Raw genomic sequence first — 24004 nt, 5'->3', positions numbered from 1 at the left:
CTGTTCAATGAAAAGCTTGTAAATAGGCAATTACTCATTTTTGGAAAAATCTGTTTGAAAATTGTGACCGGTGGATTTATGATATAGATGTTATCTACTATTGAATCATTTTCCAAGATCAACCGGCTTTTTCTTTATTACTGTGCATGTTCATAATAATGGACTGATGAAGAAAGGAAAAACAATGAAACTTAGAACCAAGCTTTATATCGGATTTGCTTTTCTTTTTGGGCTATTTGTCCTTTCGTATTTCATTCTCACGGCAATGATGAATCAGCTCGGTCAAAATACAGGCGTTGCCATGAAAAATCACCAAATGATGAATCTGGCCAACACAATTCAAGATGAACTGAATATATTCAGCCGGGAATCAAGAGGACTTTTGTCCAACCCGCCAGAGGAATTAATAGGAGAGTTAGAGAAGAATAGGGAAGAGGCGCTGGTCAATGTCCGGGCAGCGATCGCTTCTCTTGAAAAATTGGACAACCGGAGGCAATCCCAGCAATTGATTCAGGAATTGAAGCGCCTGGGAAAAGAGTATAGTGCGCTTGAGAAAAAAACAGATGCATTGGCCAAGATGGGGGAAGACAAAAAGCTTATTAAGATGTTCTGGTACGACAGCCGGGAAGTCAGAGAGGAAATGACGGAAATTTCCAAAAAGCTTCAGACTATTCAACAGAAGACGATCGATCAGGAGCTGAAAAAATCCGCTAAAACATCTAAGCAGACCATCCATATTATTTTTGCCTATATAGTGGCAGTGTTTCTCATCGTTTTGATTGTTATGACCTGGATTGTGCGCAGTATAACAGGAAGTCTTAAAAAGGTAACCTCTGTCATGACCGAGGTGGCTTTCGATCATCCTGATTATCTTCCCCGCATAGAAGTAACAACCAAAGATGAAATGGGAGAGATTGCCCTCGCATTTAACGCCATGGCTCAATCCTTGGAAGAGCATGCCTTGCAAGAAAAACAATTAAAGCATGAAGCCGAGGAACGCAGCTGGTTAAGCACGAAAATTGCGGAAGTCGTTCATATGTATCCAGGAATGGATCATTTAGATGCATTGGCTCAGTGGTTTATCAATAAGGTAGCAGCGATTTCAGGCGCTGATTATGGGGTTTTTTATATAAGAGAACAAGAAGGCACCGAGGAAAGGCTGAGAAAGATCGCCGGTTATGCGGATGCTCAATCCTCTTCAGAAGGTCAGAGCTTTAAATTAGGCGAGGGCATCGTTGGCCAGTGTGCAATGGAGAATCGGATCATATCCATGGACCCGGTACCTGCCGACTATATCAAAATCCAGTCAGGGCTTGGCTCGGCACCACCCGCTCATGTGCTGGTTATGCCGGCTGAGTTTCAGGGGAAAGTGCTGGCTGTGATTGAGCTGGCCTCGTTTCAGCCGTTTGACCGGCTTCAGCAATTATTTCTTCAAGAAGTTGTTGGAAATGCCGGGATGAACATTAACCGGACATTAAATCATATGAAGGTGGAGAAGCTGCTTGAGGAATTTCAAGCGGTAAACGAGGAGCTGCAAACGCAGTCTGAAGAACTTCAACTGCAGCAGGAAGAACTGAGAACAGTAAATGAGCAGCTGGAAGAGCAATATGAACAGTCTGAACAAAAGACAAGAGAGCTGGAGCAAATCAGACAGGCGCTTGAAGAAAAAGCGCAGCAACTAACCATTAGCTCTCAATACAAATCCGAGTTTCTTGCCAACATGTCTCATGAATTGCGCACTCCTCTTAATAGCCTGCTGATTTTGGCCCAGATGCTGGCCGATAATGCTGAAAACAATCTGACTCCCGAACAAATAGAGTATGCAACGACAATTTTTTCTTCCGGCAAGGATTTGTTGAACATGATTAACGATATTTTAGATATTGCAAAAGTGGAAGCCGGAAAAATGGAAGTAGTTTTTGAGGATGTAAAAGTAAGCGATATCAAAGATTTTGCCGAGGCGCAATTTCTTCCTGTGGCCCGAAAGAAAAAAGTTCAATTTAATATTGAAGTGGCGGCCGGTCTGCCGGAAGTTATCCGTACAGATAAGCAGCGGCTCCAGCAAATTTTGAAAAATTTGCTGTCCAATGCGTTTAAATTTACCGAGCATGGGGCTGTGTCTCTGCTTATTCAAAAAGCGGACGACAAACACTCCGGTATGGAAGTGTCTTTTGCGGTGAAGGATACAGGAATTGGCATATCAGAAGAAAATTTGACCTTTATCTTTGAGGCCTTTCGGCAAGCGGATGGGACGATCAGCCGGAAATACGGGGGAACTGGATTAGGGCTTTCCATCAGCAAGGAAATGGCTCATCTATTGGGAGGCTTTATTGAGGTGGAAAGCATCGTGGATGATGGCAGCACCTTCATCCTGTACTTGCCCGATTGCCATAAAGCGGAACAAGCAGAGTATCTTAGCTATCCGTTGGAGGCAGCAGCCGGAAAGAGTGAAGGCACAAATGAAGCGCCTGCTGATGATCTTGCTTTTCCATCGTTATCCTATGAAGAGAAAGAAGAAATGATGGAAAGGAGCATCATGCTCAAAAGTAAGAAAATATTCATTGTCGATGATGATATGCGCAATATTTTTGCATTGACAGCGGCACTTGAAAATTATGGAGCGGAAGTGAAATTTGCAGAGAATGGCAGAGAAGGCATTGAATTGCTGAAAGAAAATCCGAAGGCCGATTTAGTTTTCATGGATATTATGATGCCGGAAATGAACGGCTTGGAAGCCATTCAAGCTATCCGCCAAATGGCTGGATTTGAGAACTTGCCAATTATCGCTCTGACAGCCAAGGCCATGAAAGAAGATCGCAAGCAATGCATTGATGCAGGCGCCTCGGATTATATAAGCAAGCCGATTAATCTAGAACAATTATTTTCCATTATTCAAGTATGGCTATACAAATAGGCGGGGGGATGCAGGTGAGTAAAGCGCTAGGACAGGATGAACAGAATCAATGCCTGCCGCATAAAGAACTGGAGACAGTAGAATTAACTTTACTGCTTGAGGGAATTTATCGCTACTACGGAGTTGACTTCAGAAATTATGCGCTTCCGTTTATCAAACGGAGAATTTGGAACAGAATGCAGGCGGAACAGGTCAAAACCATTTCCGGGCTGCAGGAGCTGGTTTTGCGTTGCCCTGCGATTATGGACAGGTTATTTGAAGACTTTTCTATTAATGTCACGGAGATGTTCCGGGATCCAAGCTTTTTTTTGGCTTTTCGCACAAAAGTGGTGCCATTTTTAAGAAACTGTCCATCGATAAAAATATGGCATGCAGGCTGTTCGACGGGTGAAGAAGTGTATTCGATGGCAATCCTTCTTCATGAAGAGGGGTTGTATGAGAGAACGACCATTTATGCAACCGATATGAATACTAATGTGTTGGGGTATGCTCAAAACGGTGAGTTTCCTTTGCGGAAAATGCAGTTATATACAAAAAACTATTTGGCAGCGGGAGGAGCAAGGGCTTTTTCCGAGTATTATACCGCTAGGCAGAAAAAGGCGGCTTTTCATTCTTTTTTAGCTCGAAATATTGTTTTTTCGAAACATAATTTGGCCGTTGACCGCTCCTTTAATGAATTTCATGTGATCATTTGCCGTAATGTCATGATTTATTTTAACAAGCTGCTTCAAAATCGCGTTCATCATCTTTTTCATGAAAGTTTAGTCCAATCCGGCATTCTGGGAATTGGCAGCAAAGAGGGAATTAAATTTATGAGCATTACAAATTTTTATGAGGAAGTGGATCCGTTTGAAAGACTATATAGAAAGATCCAATAGCTCTTTATTTACTGAAGTGATGCCGGCAAACAGCCACACAGCAGAGCAGGAAAGTGAAGAGGAAATCCCCCGCCAAAAAGTCAACATTTTAATGGTCGATGACCACCCGGAGAATTTATTGGCCTTGAAAGCTGTGCTTGCTTCTCCAGACTATCACCTTGTATGTGCAGGCTCGGGTGAAGAAGCGTTAAAGCATGTGTTGAAACAGGACTTCGCGGTGATTTTACTCGATGTGCAAATGCCGGGGTTAAATGGATTTGAGACTGCAAATCTGATTAAGTCCAGAGAGCGGTCCAAGCACATCCCCATTATTTTCATCACAGCAATCAATCAAACGATGGAAAATGTCCTTCAAGGATACAACCTCGGTGCAGTCGACTATATATTTAAGCCGTTTCATCCGGAAACATTGAAGCTCAAAGTCCAGCAATTCGTAAAGATTTATCAAAACCATAATAAAATGAAGCAGCAAAGCGAATTGCGGCGTCAACATGAATTGAAAGAAGTGAATGAAAAGCTAAAGCGTACCAGGTTTCACCTGCGGAAGAATGAAGAATTAGCGAGAGTCATTGGCGAGACGCTGCTCGATACGATTGTTACATTTGATGAACAAGGCTGCATTTTATCGGTAAATCCTGCAATGGCACGCATGTTCGGCTACTCAGAAGATGATCTTCTTGGAAAGCCGATGTTTCATCTTATGCCGGGCTTCTCGCCATCCTTGATGGATTATGTCAAAGAAATGACCGGCCAATTATTTGAAGCCATTGTAAGAAATAAAGATGGGCGGGAGATACCGGTTGAAATTCAGATTGGTGAGGCTCAAGTGGAGGAGGACTATCTTTTTGTTTGTTCCATTCGCAATATTGAAGAGCGCAAAAAGATGGAAAACGAGCGAAAGCGGCAATATGATCTTCTCGAAAAGCTAGTCGAAGAAAGAACGCAGGAGCTGTCTCATGCGAATGAAAAGCTGAGAAAAGAAATTGAAGAGCGCAAAAAAATGGCGGAAGCTCTCCGGCTATCAAGAGAGCACTTCTACAAAATTTTTCAGTCTAGCCCATGTTTAATTGAACTTCGAACGTTGAAGGAAGGGAAGTACATTGATGTTAATGCGAGCTGGCTGAATCATACGGGCTATACATATGAAGAGGTAGTGAACCAGACGGCTCCCGTTTTAAAGCTTGCCGGCAGTGACCATTTGGAAGAAGAATGTGTTCGTAATGCAGAAATTCAATATGAAACGAAATCAGGTGTTATCAGGCACGGGTTATTATCGACAGAGATCCTTGATATTCAAGGAGAAAAATGTATTTTGAGCGCCATTACGGATATCACTGAACGGGTAAGGCTTGAGAGCGAGGTTGCCCGGCTTGATCGTTTGTATTTAGTCGGAGAAATGGCAGCCGGCATCGCTCATGAAATTAGAAATCCGATGACGACTGTTAGAGGATTTTTGGAGCTGTCCAAAAGCGATCCGGAGCATCTGATGATTAAATATGTCGATTTAATGCTCGGTGAGCTGGATAGGGCCAATTCTATTATCACAGAATTTCTTAACCTGGCAAAAAATAAGGTAAGTGACAAAAAAAGGCAGTATCTTAACCCGGTCATTGAAGGGCTGTACCCGTTAATACAAGCGGAGGCGCTGATGAACGACAAGTTCGTTTCCTTGCAGCTCGATGAATGTCCAGAGCTGTATTTAGATGAAAAAGAAATCAGCCAGCTCATTTTAAATTTATCACTGAACGGCCTTGAAGCGATGAGTTCGGGAGGCAAGCTGACATTAAAAACATACACAGAAAAAGGGGCGGTCGTGCTGGAAGTAAAGGATGAAGGGGATGGAATTAAACCGGAATTTCTTGAAACCATCGGAACACCATTTTTTACTACGAAAGATACCGGAACAGGTCTCGGGCTTGCTATTTGCTATAGCGTGGCTGAAAGGCATCAAGCTGTGATTGACTTGAAAACAAGCGAGCAAGGAACCACCTTTTTTATCCGATTTGCGATGGCTGGGGAAAATCAAAGCGAGGCCACTCCATAAGTGTCAGACACTTTGGAATGGCCTCGTGTTTTTTATCTGATGGTAGAGTGGGAGGCAGAAGAGGAGCTTCGTTTTTTCTTCAGGCTCCGTGCCCATTTGATACAGATCAGCAGCGTAATCAAAATAATAATGGTTCCGAATAGATAAGGAAGGGCCATATTCACATCAAACAAAGCACCTGCCAGTGCCGGACCGACCATGTTCCCGATGCTCATATAGGCATTATTCATTCCGGCGGCAAAGCCTTGTTCACTTCCAGCCATTTTTGACACGGTTGTGTTGATGGTGGGGCGAAGCAAGGAAGCAGCCGTAAAGAAAAAAGCCGATACGATAAGGACTGAAGCAAATCCTTTGGCAAAGAGCAGGCCGACCATCGCTGCTGCCGCGACAATTAGCATTGTATTCATGACCCTTATCTCCCCGAAGGTCCGCAATGCCCAGTCTAGCACAAAGGCTTGCACGATGACGCCGATTAGGCCGCCGACCACCATCAGCATGGAAATATCAGATGGACTAAACCCAAATTTTATATTCGTGTATAAGCTGATGGTTGACTGATAATTAGCAAGGCCAAATGAAAGCGTGAACATCATCACTAAAAGAATAAAGTACGGTTTTTTGGCCGAAAGGGCGAGCTGTTTAAACAATGGCTCGCGCTTTTTTGATTGGATTGGTGCGCCGGTGCGTGCCGGTTCTTTCAAAAACAGAATGGATAAAGCGGCCGCCAAAGCTGCGGCAGCTCCGGCAATAAAGAAAGGCGCACGCAAGCCAAGCGCTGAAAGAAAGCCGCCGATTCCCGGGCCGACAACAAACCCGAACGACATGGAGGCGCCAAGCCAGCCCATCCCTTTTGCGCGGGTATCCACAGTGGTAATATCAGCGACAAACGCCATCATGGAAGGGATCATAAAAGCGGCTCCGATGCCTCCAAACACGCGCGATAGGTAAAGCAGGGCGAGCTGCTGGGAAAAAGCGAATAAAAATTGGGAGAAAGAAAAAAGGATCAATCCAAATACAATCGCTTTTTTGCGCCCGAGCCGGTCGGACAGGTCCCCGGCAATCGGAGAGACGATAAATTGTGCAAAAGCAAATGTAGCTATTAATAGGCCAAAGGTTTTTCCGCCGGCACCAAAGTCTTGAATAATCGTTGGCATGATCGGAATGACAAGCCCGATCCCTGTCATCACAATAAACATATTGGCCATCAAAATAAAGAGGGGGAATTGTCGTGCACTTTTTTGTGCCATTTTATCAACCTGCTTTCTTTTCACTCTCTTTCCTTATTAGTGGACAGTATCCGTTCATTGCCCCTGATATGCTCTATCACACGTTCTTCTTAGGAGTATCTAAGGTTAACACAATTTTAGTTTATTTACATTAAAAAAGCTTCGTATAACGAAGTTTTTTTGCTTTTAACTAGATAGTCTAGCTGGATTTAAATGTTAACCTATTTAAGATATAGTTGACAAAATAACTATTTATCTAATAAACTGACAGTGTTTTCTGGTGATTACATAAGTAAAATGGGGAGGAATGGAGATGAAAGCAAAAGATATTACGTATGTGGCCCTCTTTGCGGCTGTTATGGCTGTATTAGGGATGGTGCCTCCGATTATGCTGTCATTTACTCCGGTACCGATCGTACTGCAAACATTGGGAGTGATTCTTGCAGGAGGAGTGCTGGGGGCCCGGCTTGGTTTTATGAGCCAGGTAACATTTTTATTGCTTGTAGCTGCGGGACTGCCGCTTTTATCCGGCGGACGGGGAGGCATCGGCGTATTTGTTGGTCCAAGCGCCGGCTATTTGTTTAGTTATCCAATTGTTGCTGCTTTGCTGGGCTTTTTGCTTTCCCGTTTTCAAGTCGTAACATTCAAAAAAATATTGCTCGTTAATTTAACTGCCGGGGTATTTACGCTTTATTTGTTCGGCGTCCCGGTTCAGGCGCTCGTGATGGACTTGCCGCTTATTCATACGATCAAAATCAGCCTCGTTTATATTCCGGGGGACTTGCTTAAAGCGGCAGTCGCTTCCTACCTAGTGTTTAAGTTGAGAAAGTCGGCGGTGATCGCCAGACAGTTTGCGAAAGCAGGATAACTCTTGGAAGCAGGGGCTTCCTGATTAAGAAAGGGAGAATGATCATGGCTTCGATGACTTCTATATATGCCGAGCACGCTGCCCGCCGTCCTGAGCAGCTGGCAGTCAAAACACCGGATCGGGAAGTGACATGGCGCCAGTGGCACCGGCTCGTTTTGCAGACGGCCGGCTGGCTTCATTCTAAAAGGAAACACAATAAGACGGTAGGCATTTTTATGGAAAATGGCCTGCCTTTTTTGCAGTTGTTTACCGGGGCAGCTGCCGCAGGCTGGACCGCCGTTCCGTTGCATCCGAAGTGGAGCCGGGATGAATTGGATAAACGGCTTCACATTTGTTCTCCAGCTATTATTGTGAGGGCAGACAATCTGGCTGAGGGCCCTTTCCTCTCGAAGGCAGAAGTTTTCTCTTGGAAGCAAGCCTCAGAAGAAATGCAGCTCCTTCCAGCTGATCCGGTGGAAGAAGCGCAGGAGGATTTGCCGTTTTATATGGGATTTACATCAGGGTCTACTGGGGAACCAAAGGCATTTATTCGTTCCCAGCAGTCTTGGCTAGCCAGCTTTGCCTGCAGCAGGCATGATTTTTCTCTGAATGAACATGAATATGTGCTTGTGCCTGGAGCGCTGATTCACTCTCATTTTCTTTACGGGGCAGTCAGTACATTATTTTTGGGCGGCACTGTACATTTATTGGAGAAATTTTCTCCTGCCGCTGTCCTGCATGTAATGGAGAAGGAGCCGGTGACGGTTGTTTATCTTGTTCCAACAATGATTGAAGCCCTTTTAAAAACAAACACAATCGTGGAGAAACGGTTCACTGTTATTTCCTCCGGCGCTAAATGGGAAAAAGATTCAAAAAGACGAATACGCATGCAGTTCCCGCGTTTGAAAATGTTCGAGTTCTACGGGGCGGGGGAGCTAAGCTTTGTCACGTTTTTGTCCAACAATGAAAATGGGGAAAAGCCTGATTCAGTTGGCAGGCCTTGTTCAGGTGTTGCCATTCAAATTCGAAGGGAAAACGGGGAAGTCGCGGCTCCGTATGAGAGCGGAAAAATATATGTCAAAAGCGAATTAGTGTGTACCGGCTATCTAACAGCCAGAGGAATCCAGCCTTTGCAGGACGGCCAGGGCTGGAGCACCGTCGATGACATTGGTTATTTAGATAATGAGGGGTTTCTTTACATCAAAGGACGGGAGAAAAATATGATTTTATATGGGGGCATCAATGTTTTTCCGGAGGAAGTGGAAGCTGTCCTGTCGCTGCACCCTAAGGTTGAAGCAGCTGTGGTGATAGGGATGAAAGACCCTTATTGGGGGGAAGTCATTGCCGCCGTTATTAAAGGGAGTGCTGCAAAGCAGGAACTGAGGCAGTTGTGCAGAGAAAGAGTAGCTTCTTATAAAGTGCCGCGTAAATGGTTTTTTAGAGAGGAGCTGCCGATGACAGCCGGGGGAAAGATTGCAAGAGCCCAATTAAGGGAAGAGCTCGAAAAAAAGGAAGATTCCCATGTATAATGCAGTAATTGTTCAAGCCAAGCGGACGCCGGTTGGAAAGAAGAATGGGATATTTAACAAACGGCCCCCTCATGAGCTTGCTGCTCCTGTACTCCGTCATCTTGGAGAACGAGTAGCATCTGAAATCGATGACGTGATTTTAGGAAATATCGTTGGTCCGGGAGGAAATATAGCCCGACTGGCTGCTTTAGAGGCGGGTTTGCCGCTTCATGTTCCCGGATTAACCATTGACCGCCAATGCAGTGCAGGACTGGAAGCGATCCGGCTGGCCTGCTGTTTGATCAAGGGGGGTGCCGGGAAGGTCTATTTAGCCGGTGGAACAGAAAGTGCAAGCACCTCCCCGTATCCGGCCCGCGCCCGTTTTGCTCCTGAGAGCATTGGGGATCCGGATATGGGGGTTGCGGCCGAATATGTAGCCCGAGATTATGCAGTTTCGAGAGAACAACAGGATGAATGGACAAGAGTCAGCTATGAACGAAGCTGGACCGCCTTTGAACAAGGCCTATATGAACAGGAGATTGTGCCTGTCGGCTCCTTGGAGACAGATGAAGAATTTCATAAGAAGCGGGATATTGAGAGACTTGCTAAAAGAGCGAAAGCAGTCTTTCAAACAGAGGAAGGGACGGTTACGGCGGTAAATAGCTGCGGCATCCATGATGGAGCCAGTGCTGTACTTATTATGGAGGAGAGAACCGCACAGATCCATCAATTTGAACCGATTCTTCGTTTTGTTGATAGTGAGGTTGCTGCTGTTCATCCGCATCACCCTGCTATTGCTCCGGTTCCAGCGGTCAGCAGACTGCTGGCTCGCCGCCAGCTTTCAATCGATGAGGTAGACCTGATCGAAATCAATGAAGCCTTTGCCGTGAAAATAGCTGCTTGTGCCCGGGAACTTTGCATTCCCGGCGATAAATTAAATGTACGCGGAGGGGCGCTCGCACTCGGGCATCCGTACGCGGCTTCAGGGGCAATCCTGGTTACAAGGCTGTTTTATGAGACACAAAGAAGACCGGGAGTTCGCTATGTATTAGCCGCCTTAGGAAGCGGCGGCGGAGTTGGCACAGCTGTGTTGTTTGAGGCCGTCCGCTAGTCAGTGAAAAGGGAGCCGTTTAGCTGCCCTTTATGTCATAACCAAATAAGCAGTGAAAGGCGTATAGTTCTCTGCCGGACCGTGCACAATAAAGGGCAGTTACATGAAAGGAGCCCCTAACTATGAGCGTATATGAGCGTTTTCCAGTTGCCGACCTTGATGAACAAGATCTTCAAAAAGTGCAGTCGCTTGAGAAGGAATTGCGCCAGCAACGTGGCGAAAACATAGTGCTGATTGCTTATGATGAAGAAAACGGGAAAAAGTAAATCTGCCGTTGTGAGACTAATCAAAAGGTTCTTTTTAACAGCTTTCTATATAGCAGCATCCCGCACAGCTAAGCGGGATGTTTTTATTTTATGGAGAGGTCAAGCTGGCGGCTTCAGCAGAAAAGGCCATCGAAATGGTTTCGACAGCCAGTGAAGCAGTTATTTCAGCTTTATCCGTTACAAGGGTCAATGGTTACTAAAGGATTTACGTCACCTGGCCCAGGAGTGATTACAGCACTAAATACGTCAAAAGGTGCTTGCTGATTGGTTGCCGTAAAGGTAAGGGTGCTGCCATTGTTTGAAATAATTAGTGTGAAGTTATAGATACTTCCGCCCCGGCGGATCGTTCCAACGATCGTCGCGGTATTGGCTTCCGGATCACACGCAACAATTCGTTCGGCGCGCCCTTGTGTAAAGTTCACCGTAATTTCATTAGGAGGAGGAACTGGATTGGCAAGGTCGAAGCTAAAGTTGATATTGTTAACATTGGGGTTACATGCGCGACATAGGTTAATATTGTAAGTTACATTTGTTGCGGCAGGACCTGGTTGCCCGTTAATGGTAATCACTGCTTCTGGACTTATCCCCGGGCCTCGGCCTCTTTCTCCTGTAATGGTACATGGACATTCTGCCAAAGGAGGGGGCGGTGGAGTCGGCGGTGTAAATTCTTGGGCAAATTCAATGACATCCTGAAGCTTTGCGAGCAAAATAAACTCTTTATGCATCGCAAACTTGAGCATTTTCGTCACGTCCCGGTTTATACGAAGCAAATCTTCAAGAGTCGTAGCTAAGGGGTCACCAATTGGTGTAGTAGATCCCGGTAAAGCAAGCGTTCCTAAAGCCCTCTGCAGCTTCTCTGCTTCAGCGTTCACTAAATGAGCCAAGCCCAACTCTTCAAGACCAATAGAAGCTAATAATAGATTAATGACTTCTTCGCGATCGATATCAATAGTAGGATTGATATCGGGAATATTTGGGTATCCCATTGATTTCATCTCCTTTCTTTTATAAATACACTGTATACTATGCGGCTTGAGTCAGACGGCTTGTGCGAAAGCCTTTAAGAAACGATTTGATCAACCTGTGCATAGCTAGCTGGAGACATTTAAGTCTCCAGCTGAATGCCCCTTCTGATTTCTTTCTATTATTCTGTGGATCTCGCAATTTCTACTTGTCATTCTTTTCCTTAAGATCTAAGCGCCGCATTCAGTCACAGTTACAGGGAGATTAGCTACTGTTTCTTCTACGCCTAATTCAGGGATAATGATCGTCACGGTTCCGGCTGTTTCATTGGCAATTAAAGTAACTTCAAGCGGAGCAGGGAAGAACGGCGGAGCAGTAATTTGCAGAGTGACAGTGGCCGTAGTCCCATCACAGTTAGCTACTGCAACAGATCCTGGAACTAAAGAAGCGGTGATCAATGCCGGGATAGGACCTCCTGGAGTTGTCGGCAGGAAGAGTGCAGCTAAAGTGCTTGCCCCTGTGTCACAATCGCAAAGAGTAAAGCCTAATACTAACATTCCTGGCACGTCTACTGTAACGCCGCCGCCAATCGGCAGTTCAAGAGTGGCAGCAATAGCGGTATCAGGAAGAGCGACGGAACAGGCACAGGCTACAGGGGGCGTTGGAGGTGTAAACTCCTCGGCAAAGTCAATCACATCCTCTAGCTTGGCCAATAAGATAAATTCTTTGTGCATGGCAAATTTCAACATTCTTGTAACATCGCGGTTTACCGTTAACAAGTCTTCAAGAGTTGTAGCTAGAGGGGCTGCTGCTGTATCATCCGGCAGAATCAGTGTTCCTAAGGCTGCTTGCAGCTTTTCTGCTTCGGCGTTCACTAAATGAGCCAAGCTCAGTTCCTCCAAGCCAATGGAGGCCAATAATAAGTTGATCACCTCAACTCGATCAATCGTAATGTCCGGGGTAATATCAGGAATATTTGGGTAACCCATTCATTTCATCTCCTTTCTTATTTTAGGGTTACTATAGAGTATTCAATAAGAAAGGAGAAGCAAGTGCGTTCGTCCCACAGTTTATCATGGTTTAAAAAATGTGCAGGTGTCTAGTATGACGCCTGCACATCAAAGGAGGTGCTTCGTTCATTAAGAATTAGGGAGAGTCGGCAAGCCAAACAGTTTCGGTATTGTTTTGATGGGCGCGAAAAGCTTTCATTAGCTCCATCCGCTTTTTGTAAAGATGCAATCCGTGAGCCAGTTCATCTCGGATTTCCTCTCTTTTCCATTGTTTTAAAAAACAAGCATGTGAAAAACTATATAACAGATGAAGGGTATCAAGGAAAGTATTTGTGTTGAGATCATCAAACTGTTCATGCTCGCAGAAAACAGAATACATCTCTGATTCCGAAAAGTGGTCAGCGTAAATAACCAGTCTTAAGTAAATAAGTCTCTGCAGCTCATTTACATGCTTTAGTGTCGAGAAAATAGTTCGTCCTATTGATTCGTCATGGCCTGTTTTTGCCCTGCCTTTTAACAATAAAGATAGGCGGTCTAAATAATGCAGCAATGATGCTTCAAAAGTAAAAGAGGACTTAAGGGAGGAGAGCATTTTTTCCTCTATATTCGGGCGGTTCATGAAGGTCACCCCGCTAGCAATCGTGTTTGTTCCTGTCCGGGCAGCAGCAGCTGCATATCGGCAAGTGGCAAGAATGACATGGTGAGCAATTGCAATGATCCTTGCATTTTTTGGGCGGATGTTCGTGGCAATGTCCGCTTGGGTGATCTTGCAGTTCAATGACATTTTCCAGTTTTTTCAACAGCAGCCATTCTTTCATAACGATGGTTTCTAAAAGCTGATTGACCGCTTTGTTAAATTTGACGATCTCCTTATTTGAAGGGTTTGTGGGAAAGTCAAGACATTCGCCGACAAACGCTTGGATTTTTTCAGCTTCTGCATTCATTAAATGCGAAAGGGCAATTTCCTCCAGAGCGATGGATTCTAATAGATCAATCGCTACTTCTTTTTTATTCGGCCGATGGGGGGCAGGGGGAATGCTGGGCATACTCATAGATTAAGATCCTCCTTAATATACTTCATATGACGTAGTATATGGAGGCGATTCTAGTTTCGTGACATGACTCCATCTCCTGTTTTTCTGGACGTACCTGTATATCAAAGTCACTGTGAACCTTTCGGAAAAAATCATCGGCAGCTTGCTCATATTCCTGCTTTATCAACAAAATCATGCCGCCCATTTTGTTTTTTCTAGGACGGACACACAATTCAAGTTGATCACATACAGTAAAGGGCAAGCAAAATCAAAGGGGGCTATTACTTTGCATTTCCAAAATTATAACTTTGAAGAGGAACCATTTTTTGCGCAAGAGGAATTTAGCAATGTTGATTTAGAGGATGGCAGACAGCAGCCTTATCCAATGCAAATGTATCCGCAATATCAACAGTCTTACCCGTATCCATACCCAACGCCGGGGCCAAGACCGCCAATGCCTTATTCTCCTTATTCGCAATATCCTTATTACCATCATCACTACCCTTATTATCATCACTATCCACATTATCCGCAGCCATACCCGTATTACCAGGGGGGATGGGGGCGGTAACGCTGAGAGTAGGAGCTGCCTGAATGTCGGGCAGCTTTTTTAAATAGACTTTTCCGGCACAAGCTTAACAACGGCAGGCATATATATTTTACAAACAAAAGAGGAGGGAGAAAAGGTGAAGAAAAGGCTAAGGAGCAAGCGAAGGGAGCCGTCTGGAAGCCCGTTGATATATACGGGCCAACCGTCCGCTGCAGAGTCTCACAAGCCGATGCAGACATATTATCGGGGAAAAGGAGCGGACGAACTGGCTTTGGAAGAAAAAAATAAGCTGACAGAAAAAAATCCAGCTGCGAAAAATGAGTTAGCCAGCGAGGCACAAGCGAATGAAAAGATTGATGAACTAAGCTATCTGCCAGAAGAGACAGCAGAAAGTCTAGCGGAAGATGGGAAGAAAAGCGATTTGGTTGCTGAGGAAGAAGAGGTGATAGAGGCAGTTGCATCTTTAAGGAATGAGATCAGTCCGGCAAAGGCGGAAGAAACTCCTGCAAATCTTTTTATAAAGGAAAAAAATTCCGGAGTTGACATGGCTATACATGAAAAAGGGAGGTCCCGTTCATCCGAAGCAACTGACCAATTACTTGCAGTTGTCAACCTTTTAAAGCGCCAGATTACTAAAATGAAAAGCAGCGAGGCTGAACAGAACCCTTTTATTTCAACAGTTGACCTTCCTGATGAATCGGCGCAGGCAGATCCAAAAAAAGAGGGGGATGGAGAAACTGAGCCCGTCTTCCAGCAGGATGACCCGGGAGTGAAGCAGGACGTGCGATTGACACCTTTCAAAGAAAAAAGCCCAGTGGAAAAGCTGGCTTTCTTAACCTCCCTTCCTATTCAGTTAAACCGGGTAATTATTGAAGTGAATACAACAAAACAATATTATGTTGGGTTTATTCATCAATTTGATCCAGAAGCAAATGCATTAATCTTAATGAGTACACATACGTTCAAAGGCCATAAGATTGCCCTTAGCGAGATTACGGATATGAAGGTAATCAGCTTATAATTTCAGTTAATGAGACGAGGATCTAAAATCTGCATGCCATCAAAAAGCTCAGCGCATACTTCTACACGCGAGGAAGATTTCTCCAGAAAGCTTGTGCTCTCAATGTCAGCCGCCAGCATCTTGTGTATATCATAGGGCTTCAGCAGCTGCAGAGTCACCCGCAGGTCTTTAGAGATATCTTCAATGCTGAAGAACGAGGTTGTAAAGCAAGCGCCTTTTGCTGTTTTCCCAATGTCTCCGTAAGCCTTGAAGGGGGTTCCATCCATTAAATAGAACAGCAATGGAACTCTGTCTTTAGGCGGAGCAGCAAGGAATAGTTTTGACACCAACCTAGGCTGTTCAATCGCTTGCTGCAGGAAGTGAATTTGCTGCAGCTGGTTTATCATCCGCAAACTGATCCTCTCCTTCAGCTTTAGTTTTTAAAATTTTTCTTCTTAATATGTATGTTTACAAGCAGGGCATTAATCGTAAAAGTAAGTAGATAAAAAGAAAAATACACCCAGATCCGCGATCCGGGTGTATTTTTCTTTTAGCTGAAGGGCTTTCACCGTTCGAGGACAATTGTTAGATGCTTGGCGCAAATACAGCTGGTAAACATGAAACTCCACAGAAGCAATTCAAATCGACAGTGATACAAACTCTTGTACGGCTAAATGTAGGTCCAGTGATAGTTCGCAGACAGTCATCACCTTGCCCAGGCGGCACGATCAAATCATTAGCGGCTGGTCCAAACGTAATATCTTCTGCACATAACAATTCTAATACAGCACAGCAATTCTCTGTATCAACTGATGAAACTCTAAAGAAAGTAGTTGTAATCGCTTGAAGGTCTCCAGGTGCGGCTCCAGCAGAAGTATTTCTCCGGAAGCCTTGAGCGACAAATACGTTTCCGCATAGTCCGCCGCGTTCAGGACCGGCATTTTCTGAAGTTGGATTTACTGAGCTGCAAATTAATTGAAGTGGCACTGTATTGAAGTTTGATGGAGTTGTTCCGCCTACGAGTTCACGTATAGATTCAGAACAGCTGCTTACACAGTCATCTGACGCAGTATCTTGTTGATATTCTGCAATTTCTGCTAAAATATCACACACGCAGTGGCCTGTATGAAAATGTTCTCCACAACCCATTCATTTTCCCCCCTTTGTTATTTATTTGACATGTTGTCCTTAATAGAATATGAAGAATGGACAAAATGGCGTGGGTGGCTTACTTAATTTAAAGGAAAATGGACAAAAGTTTATTCTGTTTTTTCGCTTGTCTAAACCGTTAGAGCCGGATTATCTGTACAGCCAGATTTTCAATTGTTCGTCTTCGTCAATTGTCGCCAATAAAACCTCTTCGATGGCCGTACGGTTGTTCACCTGAAGGCTGTCTTTGAGCCAGCGCTCATCTTTTCCGAGTTTTTTTAGCTGAGCGCCATCAATTTTTCCGTCTTTGATAACGGCATACGGAAATGAAAAGAGAGGGGGCTGCAGTTGCAAATCAGATAAAGTAACCGGCTGATGCTTTGGGTCTAAAAACACAGAGATATTGCCATCCGGCTCCCATAAAGCCAGTGCCACGGTTTGTATATCGGTAATTTTCTCTTTTCTCAGCTGCGATAACAAAAAGTCGATGGATATCTTGGCTTGGGTTAAATTTTTATCGAGAATTTGCCCGTTTTCGATCAGGCTCAAGGGGGCGGGCTCAAACCAGTGTTTGAGCGCAGGCAATTTTAAAGTGAGGAAGGTGCCAATTGTATAGAGCGTGACTAACACGCCGATCGCAATGATAGGGCCTTGCAATTCCAAGCGTTTATCGGATAAGGGATTGGAAATAATGTTACCGAGTATAAGGGCCATGGTAAAATCAAGCAAACGCAATTGAGAAATAGAGTGACGTCCGATAAGTTTAACGGCAAAAAGCAGAAAGAAAAAACCGACAACAGCCCGCAAAAGCCATTGAACGGGCGTTAACATATCTTGGGCATAGACAAAGTCCATTGCTTGCTCACATCCTCTATATACAAAGTAAAGATAAAAGAGTGATCCAAAGCAGCTTTGGATCACTCCTGGTGTTTACTTCAGTCCTGTTTCCAAGGTTTGCAGCATGTGTTGCTTTTCCTGCTCATCGGCATTTTTCCAAAATACTTCAAACAAGACGCCAAGACCAGGAAGCATTTTCTCTTCATTACGCTGAATAGCGTCGACGATTGTGTGTTCCAGCTGTTCTTGTGAACTTCCTGACACGTTGGACAATACAGCGTTGCGCAAGTTGAAATTCATCTAGATCGCTCCTTTTCACGGTGATCTTTTTTATTTTCACCGCTCTTGCGATTCATTATGCGGGAAATTTAAGCTATAATGAAGCGGCGAATAGGAAAAGGAGTGAGTGGCGTGAAATTTATCCAATCCATGAAGAATCCGCAAGTGAAACAATGGAAAAAGCTGCTGACAAAGAAAGAACGGGAAAAAACAGGACAGTATCTTATCGAAGGTTTTCACCTGGTGGAAACGGCGTTAAATTATAAGGAACAGATCATTGAACTGATGGTTTCAGAAGAAGCCATTCTGCCGCCCCACTGGAATGTGGATGATTTGGACATGACGATGGTGACACCGGAAATAGCAAAAACTTTATCGGATACAGAAGCAGGACAAGGAGTGTTTGCTATCTGCCGCAAGCAGGAGCTGGCGGATATACTGGGGGGCCGTACATATTTATTAGTAGATACAGTCCAGGACCCAGGCAATATGGGTACAATGATCCGAACAGCAGACGCTGCTGGGTTGGATGGAGTGATCCTTGGGACGGGATGTGCTGATCCGTACAATCCAAAAGTGCTCCGCTCTGCCCAAGGCAGCCACTTTCACTTGCCAATTATACAAATGCCCCTTCTCAGGGCAATAGAGCAATTAAGAGAAAAGAAAGTGCCGGTGTTTGGGACTTCGCTGCAAGGCGCCTCTGACTACCGGGAAGTGTCCATCATGGATTCATTTGCTCTTGTTGTCGGCAATGAAGGCGGCGGTGTGGACAAAGCATTGCTCGATAGAACAGACCGGAATGTGTACATTCCTATTTACGGGCAGAGCGAATCACTGAATGTAGCGGTTGCCGCAGGGATTTTGTTGTATCATTTCAAACAATCTTTGAAAAACGTTTGAATTTTCTCCAGACGTTGACTATAATAACGGTAATTACATAATAGCAAAGGCAATGACAGAGAAGAGTAGCTCATCGAATTTCTTTCAGGGAGAAAGTGCCGAAGACTGGAAGCACTTTTAAGAAATGGTGGGTGAAGTTCACCTCTCGAGCCGGCATCAGGACCGCTCCTGCGTAAAGATGCCCCGGTGAAGAACCGTTACTTCAATGAAGTGAACATGCTTAGCATGTTAAAAAGGGTGGTACCGCGACCAAAGCCTCGTCCCTTTCCGGGAGACGGGGCTTTTTTTGTTGGCAAAAACACTATTGATGAGCTTCTGCCGCAAGAGATGGCTTGCAGGCGGTCGTTCTAAAAATAAAGGAGGATGTTCCAGTGGAGCAGCAATTAAAAGAGTTACAAACAGAGGCACTTGCCAAAGTGGAAGCAGCCGCAGATTTAAAGCAGCTGAATGACATTCGGGTCGCTTATCTGGGAAAGAAGGGGCCGATTACAGAAGTGCTGAAAGGCATGGGGAAATTATCGGCAGAAGAGCGTCCGAAAATGGGAGCGCTCGCGAATGAAGTGCGCGCAGCCGTTTCAGCAGCCATTGAAGGAAAGCAGTCCGCTTTAGAACAGCAAGCGATCCAGGCGCAACTGGAAAAAGAAACAGTCGATGTGACGCTTCCGGGCCGCCCGGCAAGAACAGGCAATGCCCATCCGCTTACAAAAGTAGTGGAGGAAATTGAAGATTTATTTATCGGCATGGGGTATTCCATCGCAGAAGGTCCGGAAGTAGAAATGGACTACTACAACTTTGAAGCGCTGAATTTGCCAAAAGGGCATCCAGCACGCGATATGCAGGATTCCTTCTATATTACGGAAGATATTTTGCTGCGCACGCACACATCACCTGTGCAGGCGCGCACAATGGAAAAGCATAAAGGCCAGGGACCAGTGAAAATCATTTGCCCGGGAAAAGTATACCGCCGCGACAATGATGACGCCACGCATTCCCATCAGTTTACACAAATTGAAGGGCTTGTTGTTGATGAAAACATCAGCATGGGCGATTTGAAAGGAACGCTTGAAGTATTCGCGAAAAAGCTGTTTGGAGAAGACCGGGAAATCCGCTTGCGCCCAAGCTTTTTCCCGTTCACGGAGCCGTCGGTTGAAGTCGATGTTAGCTGCATGTGCGGCGGAAAAGGCTGCCGGATTTGCAAGGAAACGGGTTGGATTGAAATTTTGGGAGCCGGCATGGTGCATCCGAATGTTCTCGAAATGGCTGGATTTGATTCCAAAAAATATACCGGCTTCGCTTTCGGAATGGGACCTGACCGGATTGCCATGCTGAAATACGGAATAGATGATATTCGGCACTTCTATACAGACGATATTCGTTTCTTAAAGCAATTTGCAGAACATGAATAACTGGAGGGATAAGAATGTTTGTTTCATATAAATGGCTAAGCGAGTATGTCGACTTAGATGGCATGCCGGCCAAGGAATTAGCAGAAAAAATTACGCGCAGCGGAATCGAAGTCGAGGGTGTAGAGGTTCTTGGCGAAGGCATTAAAGGTGTGGTTATCGGCCATGTGCTGGAAAAAGAGCAGCATCCAAATGCAGATAAGCTAAATGTGTGCCAAGTGGACATTGGCGAAGAAGAGCCGGTGCAAATCGTCTGCGGAGCGCCAAACGTAGATAAAGGTCAAAAAGTGGCTGTGGCGAAAGTCGGCGCCGTGCTTCCGGGCAATTTTAAAATTAAAAAAGCGAAATTGCGCGGTGAAGCGTCAAATGGCATGATTTGTTCTTTGCAGGAGCTTGGTATCGAAAGCAAGCTTGTGGCGAAAGAGTATGCGGAAGGGATTTTTGTCTTTCCAAACGAAGTGACACCAGGAGAAGATGCGCTTTTGCAATTGAACTTGGATGACGAAGTGCTGGAATTGGGCTTGACGCCTAATCGTTCGGATTGCTTAAGCATGCTGGGGGTCGCTTATGAAGTAGCCGCTCTTCTTGATAAAGAAGTCAAACTTCCAAATGTTGAAGTGGAAGAAACAGCAGAGCGTGCGGAAGATTGGATTACAGTGAGCATTGAAGCAAAAGAAGATAATCCTATCTATATCGCCCGCATTGTTAAAAACGTGAAGATCGGCCCTTCGCCGCTGTGGATGCAGACGCGCTTAATGGCAGAGGGAATCCGGCCGCATAACAATGTCGTTGATATTACTAACTATATTCTGCTTGAATACGGCCAGCCGCTGCATGCTTTTGACTATGACCGGTTAGGCTCTAAAGAAATTGTCGTTCGCCGTGCGCAGGACGGAGAAAAATTTGTGACACTGGACGATGCAGAACGGACTTTATCCTCCGAGCATTTGCTGATCACAAATGGCACAGAAGGAGTCGCTCTAGCGGGTGTCATGGGCGGCGCAAATTCCGAGGTGGAAGACGATACAACGACTGTGCTGATTGAATCTGCTTATTTCGACGGCCAGCGCGTCCGCCAAGCATCAAAGGACCACGGGCTGCGTTCGGAAGCAAGCGCCCGCTTTGAAAAAGGGGTGGACCCGAACCGCCTGCAGGCAGCTGCAGACCGTGCGGCGCAGTTAATGGCCCAATATGCCGGAGGCGAGGTGCTGGCTGGCAGCGTAGTCGCTGGTGAAATCAACCTTGAGCCAAAGGTTGTTGCGGTCACATTAGAGAAGTTAAATCGCGTTCTTGGCACAAGCTTGGAAGCGCCAGAAGTGGAGGGTATTTTCCGCCGCTTGAAATTCGAAGTGAAAACGGATAATGGAGCGTTCATCGTTACTGTGCCAACGCGCCGGGGCGACATTACGATTCCTGAAGACCTGGTGGAAGAAGTAGCCCGTCTATACGGATACGATCGTTTGCCGACAACTGTTCCTGTGGGCGCCACTTATCCGGGCGGCCTAACGGATTATCAAAAGAAACGCCGGGCAGTCCGTCAGTTTCTGGAAGGTGCCGGTCTCAATCAAGCCATCACCTATACATTGACGAGCGGGAAAAAAGCGAAAGAATACGCACTCGACTCACGCGAGCCCATCAAGCTGGCGATGCCTATGAGTGAAGAGCACGCTTACTTGCGTCTAAGCATGATTCCCCAGCTGCTTGGTGCGGTTGCATATAACAATGCCCGTCAAATGGATTCGATTGCTCTTTATGAGGTAGGAAACATCTTCTTGAAGACAGCAGATGGCGAGCTGCCAGAAGAACAAGAACATGTGGCAGGAGCGATCACTGGTTTATGGGAAGAAAATTTATGGCAAGGCGAAAAGAAACCGGTTGATTTCTTCGTGGCAAAAGGCATTCTCGAAGGGTTATTTGCCAAGCTTGGGCTTTTAGAGCGCATCACATTTAAAAAAGCAGAAGTAGCCGGCATGCATCCTGGGCGGACAGCTGCTGTTGAACTGGACGGCCAAGTAATTGGCTTTGTCGGCCAGGTGCATCCGCAGCAAGCCAAGGAGCTTGATATCAAAGAAGTATACGTATTTGAGTTAAAGCTCAGCCCGCTGTTCGCTGCTGAAACAGCTCCGGTTGCTTATCAGCCGATTCCGCGTTTCCCATCCATTACTCGTGACATTGCCCTCGTTGTGGATACGAACGTTGAAGCTGGCCAATTAAAAGCAATTATTGAAGAGGCGGGCGGAAAGCTCCTGAAAGACGCCCATGTATTTGACCTGTACGAAGGAGAGCACGTGGAGGCAGGCAAAAAGTCGATCGCTTTCTCCTTGAAATATTTCGATCCAGAAAAAACATTAACGGATGAAGAAGTCGTCAAGGTTCATAACGGCGTACTGGACGCGTTAAAAGAAAAAGTCAATGCTGAATTAAGAAGCTGATCACTGATCCAAACACGCCCGCTAATTAGCGGGCGTGTTTCAGTTTGCCGGCAAAAGGGTTCGGGATGAGCTTATTCCGTGCCTCCTCTTGATGTTTGTTTGATCTCGGAAACTGAGGGAGAATAGCCGATCTCCCCGAGCTCATGATGTAACTTGTTCCCGGCATCTGTCCATTTCCGGTTGGCCTAACTTTGCAACGCCTACGGGATTCACCGCTCGCCCTGCGAAACGCGAAGCGCCTGGAATGGCAACCAACCGTCCCTGTCCGACCACAAACAAAAAAAAGACGGCAGGCAAGCTCAATCTATTTGAGTTTGCCTGCCGTGTAAAGCCAGATCTGAATTTCCGGATCTGGCTTTACTCTTTTATTGTTTATTGAGAAGTCTCCGTGCTTTTTCTGTATTGGCAAAGTGTTTCTTTGTGAAGTGGAGAAGGGCGCCTTCTCCTTTTTCGCGGATGAGCCGTGCGGCCGCTGTATCGACCTGGCTGCCCGCCCCTTTAGGAATAGGGAACCCGGATTCGCTACTTAATTGATCCATTTGTTTCACAAAAGCGTAGCGGGCGATAATAGAGGCGGCGGCAACAGACAGGTGAATGCTTTCTCCTTTTGTGCTGAAAAATACATTTTCTTGAAAAATTTCCTTTTGCCCTTTTAAATAGCGGTAATAGGTATCTTTTTCCGCAAATTGATCAATCAGCACCGCATCGGGCCGCTCCGGAAAGATTTTTTTATGCAAATTGATGAGTGCTTGATTATGAAGCAAGGCTTTTATTTTTCCTTGTGACATTCCTTTTTGCTGAAGCTCATTATATTTTTCGTTTTTTAAAATGAGCAGGCTGTAGGGGATCAATCGAGCAATTTTTTTGGCAATCGCCACAATTTGCGGATCGGTTAAATCCTTAGAATCGCGAACCCCTATGTCCTGCAATTCGCGCAGCTGTTCCTTTTTCACAAAAGCGCTGACGACGGTGATTGGGCCAAAATAATCCCCGGTGCCGACTTCATCGCTGCCGATGACAGACAGCTCAGAGAAGCCAGGCGGCAACAGAGCCGGTGCCGGTTTCTTTTTTCTTGCAGGAGCGGCTTGGGCGGTTTCTCCCTGCCATTTCGCGGCTTCGCTTGCGGCGCCTTTTCCTTGGAACAGGACTTTTCCTGAACGATAGCCCGTAATGGCACAGTCCGCGGTTTTGGCTGCGAAGACGGCTCCCGTTGGCAGTTTGGCAGCGGACTGGCTGGCATAATGCTTTTTCATCTCTGAAAGGGTAGTAGTGGAAACGGTTAACACGGTATGGCTCATAGATAAACTCTCCTTTACGCTTGCGGCTTTTCATGGCTTCCTGCTCATGGTATGATAACAGATAGGATTCTTTACGAATGGGGGCATTCCATTGTCGAATGAAGAGAAAAACCGGATTACGGTTGACATATACGGACATCATTATACAATTGTCGGCACGGAATCGAACAGTCATATCCGGCATGTGGCCCGTTTGGTCGACGAAAAAATGCGGGACATTAAACGGAAGAATCCTGTGCTTGACCTGAACAAAATTGCTGTATTAACGGCCGTCAATACAGTTCATGATTATGTAAAATTGCAGGAAGAAATTGAATTGCTGAAAGCAGAATTAAAAGAATTGAAGGACTGACTG

At 45.5% G+C, this 24004-nt stretch carries 23 protein-coding genes and 1 other annotated feature; of the genes, 13 read left to right on the top strand and 10 right to left on the bottom strand.

Annotated features, from left to right (window positions below):
• Positions 1-184 precede the first annotated feature (184 nt).
• The 3 genes from B1A98_RS06155 to B1A98_RS06145 are packed head-to-tail and all read left to right on the top strand — an operon-like array spanning position 185 to position 5836.
• Positions 185-2914, top strand: coding sequence for a response regulator (locus tag B1A98_RS06155; protein WP_063385835.1), 2730 nt, complete (start codon positions 185-187; stop codon positions 2912-2914).
• Between the two features lie 8 nt (positions 2915-2922).
• Positions 2923-3792, top strand: a complete 870-nt coding sequence (locus B1A98_RS06150) for a CheR family methyltransferase (protein WP_052477333.1) — start codon at positions 2923-2925, stop codon at positions 3790-3792.
• Positions 3793-3811: 19 nt separating this feature from the next.
• A complete protein-coding gene (locus tag B1A98_RS06145) occupies positions 3812-5836 on the top strand; it encodes a PAS domain S-box protein (protein ID WP_063385836.1) in 2025 nt (674 codons plus the stop codon).
• Positions 5837-5868: 32 nt separating this feature from the next.
• Here the strand turns inward: B1A98_RS06145 and B1A98_RS06140 are convergent, their stop codons facing one another.
• Positions 5869-7083: an MFS transporter gene (locus B1A98_RS06140; RefSeq protein ID WP_063385411.1), complete on the bottom strand. Its 1215-nt coding sequence runs from the start codon at positions 7081-7083 to the stop codon at positions 5869-5871.
• Between the two features lie 292 nt (positions 7084-7375).
• On the opposite strand from B1A98_RS06140, the gene B1A98_RS06135 reads away from it, so the two are divergent.
• The 4 genes from B1A98_RS06135 to B1A98_RS20375 all read left to right on the top strand — a co-directional run bounded on the left by B1A98_RS06135 (position 7376) and on the right by B1A98_RS20375 (position 10794).
• A complete protein-coding gene (locus B1A98_RS06135) occupies positions 7376-7930 on the top strand; it encodes a biotin transporter BioY (protein WP_063385412.1) in 555 nt (184 codons plus the stop codon).
• A 44-nt stretch (positions 7931-7974) separates the two neighbouring features.
• Entirely contained in the window at positions 7975-9438 is a 1464-nt protein-coding gene (locus B1A98_RS06130; RefSeq protein ID WP_063385413.1) for an AMP-binding protein, read from the top strand.
• Positions 9431-10528: an acetyl-CoA C-acyltransferase gene (locus tag B1A98_RS06125; RefSeq protein WP_063385414.1), complete on the top strand. Its 1098-nt coding sequence runs from the start codon at positions 9431-9433 to the stop codon at positions 10526-10528. Before B1A98_RS06130 ends, B1A98_RS06125 begins: the two co-directional genes overlap by 8 nt.
• Before the next feature lie 122 nt (positions 10529-10650).
• Entirely contained in the window at positions 10651-10794 is a 144-nt protein-coding gene (locus B1A98_RS20375) for a hypothetical protein (protein ID WP_169713104.1), read from the top strand.
• Between the two features lie 170 nt (positions 10795-10964).
• On the opposite strand, the gene B1A98_RS20680 is transcribed toward B1A98_RS20375, so the two are convergent.
• The 4 genes from B1A98_RS20680 to B1A98_RS06105 all read right to left on the bottom strand — a co-directional run bounded on the left by B1A98_RS20680 (position 10965) and on the right by B1A98_RS06105 (position 13819).
• Positions 10965-11780: an alpha-helical endospore appendage domain-containing protein gene (locus tag B1A98_RS20680; protein WP_063385415.1), complete on the bottom strand. Its 816-nt coding sequence runs from the start codon at positions 11778-11780 to the stop codon at positions 10965-10967.
• A gap of 207 nt (positions 11781-11987) precedes the next feature.
• Positions 11988-12746 (bottom strand): alpha-helical endospore appendage domain-containing protein, encoded by a 759-nt coding sequence (locus B1A98_RS20675; protein ID WP_063385416.1) that lies wholly within the window; start codon positions 12744-12746, stop codon positions 11988-11990.
• Between the two features lie 157 nt (positions 12747-12903).
• A complete protein-coding gene (locus tag B1A98_RS06110; protein ID WP_063385417.1) occupies positions 12904-13386 on the bottom strand; it encodes a hypothetical protein in 483 nt (160 codons plus the stop codon).
• 13 nt (positions 13387-13399) lie between these two features.
• Entirely contained in the window at positions 13400-13819 is a 420-nt protein-coding gene (locus tag B1A98_RS06105) for an alpha-helical endospore appendage domain-containing protein (RefSeq protein ID WP_223661909.1), read from the bottom strand.
• A 268-nt stretch (positions 13820-14087) separates the two neighbouring features.
• On the opposite strand from B1A98_RS06105, the gene B1A98_RS20075 reads away from it, so the two are divergent.
• The gene (locus B1A98_RS20075; RefSeq protein WP_082028142.1) at positions 14088-14372 is read left to right on the top strand and encodes a hypothetical protein; all 285 of its coding nucleotides are present in this window, start codon (positions 14088-14090) and stop codon (positions 14370-14372) included.
• 115 nt (positions 14373-14487) lie between these two features.
• Positions 14488-15372, top strand: coding sequence for a CotO family spore coat protein (locus tag B1A98_RS06095; RefSeq protein WP_063385419.1), 885 nt, complete (start codon positions 14488-14490; stop codon positions 15370-15372).
• A 2-nt stretch (positions 15373-15374) separates the two neighbouring features.
• Here the strand turns inward: B1A98_RS06095 and B1A98_RS06090 are convergent, their stop codons facing one another.
• From B1A98_RS06090 to sspI, 4 genes are all read right to left on the bottom strand, one after another.
• On the bottom strand, positions 15375-15758 hold the full coding sequence (locus tag B1A98_RS06090) for a CotY/CotZ family spore coat protein (protein ID WP_223664018.1): 384 nt from the start codon (positions 15756-15758) through the stop codon (positions 15375-15377).
• Positions 15759-15936: 178 nt separating this feature from the next.
• A complete protein-coding gene (locus B1A98_RS06085) occupies positions 15937-16500 on the bottom strand; it encodes a CotY/CotZ family spore coat protein (RefSeq protein ID WP_041097638.1) in 564 nt (187 codons plus the stop codon).
• Positions 16501-16650: 150 nt separating this feature from the next.
• A complete protein-coding gene (locus B1A98_RS06080; RefSeq protein WP_063385421.1) occupies positions 16651-17355 on the bottom strand; it encodes a DUF421 domain-containing protein in 705 nt (234 codons plus the stop codon).
• A gap of 75 nt (positions 17356-17430) precedes the next feature.
• Positions 17431-17637 (bottom strand): small acid-soluble spore protein SspI, encoded by a 207-nt coding sequence (gene sspI / locus B1A98_RS06075; protein ID WP_063385422.1) that lies wholly within the window; start codon positions 17635-17637, stop codon positions 17431-17433.
• A 111-nt stretch (positions 17638-17748) separates the two neighbouring features.
• Here sspI and B1A98_RS06070 point away from each other — a divergent pair, with 111 nt between their 5' ends.
• The 3 genes from B1A98_RS06070 to pheT all read left to right on the top strand — a co-directional run bounded on the left by B1A98_RS06070 (position 17749) and on the right by pheT (position 22351).
• On the top strand, positions 17749-18516 hold the full coding sequence (locus B1A98_RS06070; RefSeq protein ID WP_063385423.1) for a TrmH family RNA methyltransferase: 768 nt from the start codon (positions 17749-17751) through the stop codon (positions 18514-18516).
• A gap of 43 nt (positions 18517-18559) precedes the next feature.
• Positions 18560-18784, top strand: a binding site (T-box leader).
• 103 nt (positions 18785-18887) lie between these two features.
• On the top strand, positions 18888-19922 hold the full coding sequence (gene pheS, locus B1A98_RS06065; protein ID WP_063385424.1) for a phenylalanine--tRNA ligase subunit alpha: 1035 nt from the start codon (positions 18888-18890) through the stop codon (positions 19920-19922).
• Positions 19923-19936: 14 nt separating this feature from the next.
• Positions 19937-22351, top strand: coding sequence for a phenylalanine--tRNA ligase subunit beta (gene pheT / locus B1A98_RS06060; protein ID WP_063385425.1), 2415 nt, complete (start codon positions 19937-19939; stop codon positions 22349-22351).
• A gap of 365 nt (positions 22352-22716) precedes the next feature.
• Here pheT and rnhC read toward each other — a convergent pair whose 3' ends face one another.
• Positions 22717-23649 carry a ribonuclease HIII gene (gene rnhC, locus B1A98_RS06055; RefSeq protein ID WP_063385426.1) on the bottom strand — a complete coding sequence of 311 codons (933 nt, stop codon included), beginning with the start codon at positions 23647-23649 and terminating at the stop codon, positions 22717-22719.
• A 91-nt stretch (positions 23650-23740) separates the two neighbouring features.
• Here rnhC and zapA point away from each other — a divergent pair, with 91 nt between their 5' ends.
• Positions 23741-24001: a cell division protein ZapA gene (gene zapA / locus B1A98_RS06050; protein ID WP_041097622.1), complete on the top strand. Its 261-nt coding sequence runs from the start codon at positions 23741-23743 to the stop codon at positions 23999-24001.
• Positions 24002-24004: the final 3 nt, after the last annotated feature.

The sequence above is a fragment of the Pseudobacillus badius genome (assembly GCF_002189605.1).
GTDB classification, from domain to species: Bacteria; Bacillota; Bacilli; order Bacillales; family Domibacillaceae; genus Pseudobacillus; species Pseudobacillus badius.
This window is presented reverse-complemented; position numbering and strand designations above follow the sequence as displayed.

Coding starts and splice junctions, on each gene's coding strand:
- B1A98_RS06155 (WP_063385835.1), top strand. CDS start 185: ATGAAACTTAGAACCAAGCTTTATATCGGATTTGCTTTTCTTTTTGGG.
- B1A98_RS06150 (WP_052477333.1), top strand. CDS start 2,923: ATGCAGGTGAGTAAAGCGCTAGGACAGGATGAACAGAATCAATGCCTG.
- B1A98_RS06145 (WP_063385836.1), top strand. CDS start 3,812: ATGCCGGCAAACAGCCACACAGCAGAGCAGGAAAGTGAAGAGGAAATC.
- B1A98_RS06140 (WP_063385411.1), bottom strand. CDS start 7,083: ATGGCACAAAAAAGTGCACGACAATTCCCCCTCTTTATTTTGATGGCC.
- B1A98_RS06135 (WP_063385412.1), top strand. CDS start 7,376: ATGAAAGCAAAAGATATTACGTATGTGGCCCTCTTTGCGGCTGTTATG.
- B1A98_RS06130 (WP_063385413.1), top strand. CDS start 7,975: ATGGCTTCGATGACTTCTATATATGCCGAGCACGCTGCCCGCCGTCCT.
- B1A98_RS06125 (WP_063385414.1), top strand. CDS start 9,431: ATGTATAATGCAGTAATTGTTCAAGCCAAGCGGACGCCGGTTGGAAAG.
- B1A98_RS20375 (WP_169713104.1), top strand. CDS start 10,651: ATGAGCGTATATGAGCGTTTTCCAGTTGCCGACCTTGATGAACAAGAT.
- B1A98_RS20680 (WP_063385415.1), bottom strand. CDS start 11,780: ATGGGATACCCAAATATTCCCGATATCAATCCTACTATTGATATCGAT.
- B1A98_RS20675 (WP_063385416.1), bottom strand. CDS start 12,746: ATGGGTTACCCAAATATTCCTGATATTACCCCGGACATTACGATTGAT.
- B1A98_RS06110 (WP_063385417.1), bottom strand. CDS start 13,386: ATGAACCGCCCGAATATAGAGGAAAAAATGCTCTCCTCCCTTAAGTCC.
- B1A98_RS06105 (WP_223661909.1), bottom strand. CDS start 13,819: ATGAGTATGCCCAGCATTCCCCCTGCCCCCCATCGGCCGAATAAAAAA.
- B1A98_RS06090 (WP_223664018.1), bottom strand. CDS start 15,758: ATGATAAACCAGCTGCAGCAAATTCACTTCCTGCAGCAAGCGATTGAA.
- B1A98_RS06085 (WP_041097638.1), bottom strand. CDS start 16,500: ATGGGTTGTGGAGAACATTTTCATACAGGCCACTGCGTGTGTGATATT.
- B1A98_RS06080 (WP_063385421.1), bottom strand. CDS start 17,355: ATGGACTTTGTCTATGCCCAAGATATGTTAACGCCCGTTCAATGGCTT.
- sspI (WP_063385422.1), bottom strand. CDS start 17,637: ATGAATTTCAACTTGCGCAACGCTGTATTGTCCAACGTGTCAGGAAGT.
- pheT (WP_063385425.1), top strand. CDS start 19,937: ATGTTTGTTTCATATAAATGGCTAAGCGAGTATGTCGACTTAGATGGC.
- rnhC (WP_063385426.1), bottom strand. CDS start 23,649: ATGAGCCATACCGTGTTAACCGTTTCCACTACTACCCTTTCAGAGATG.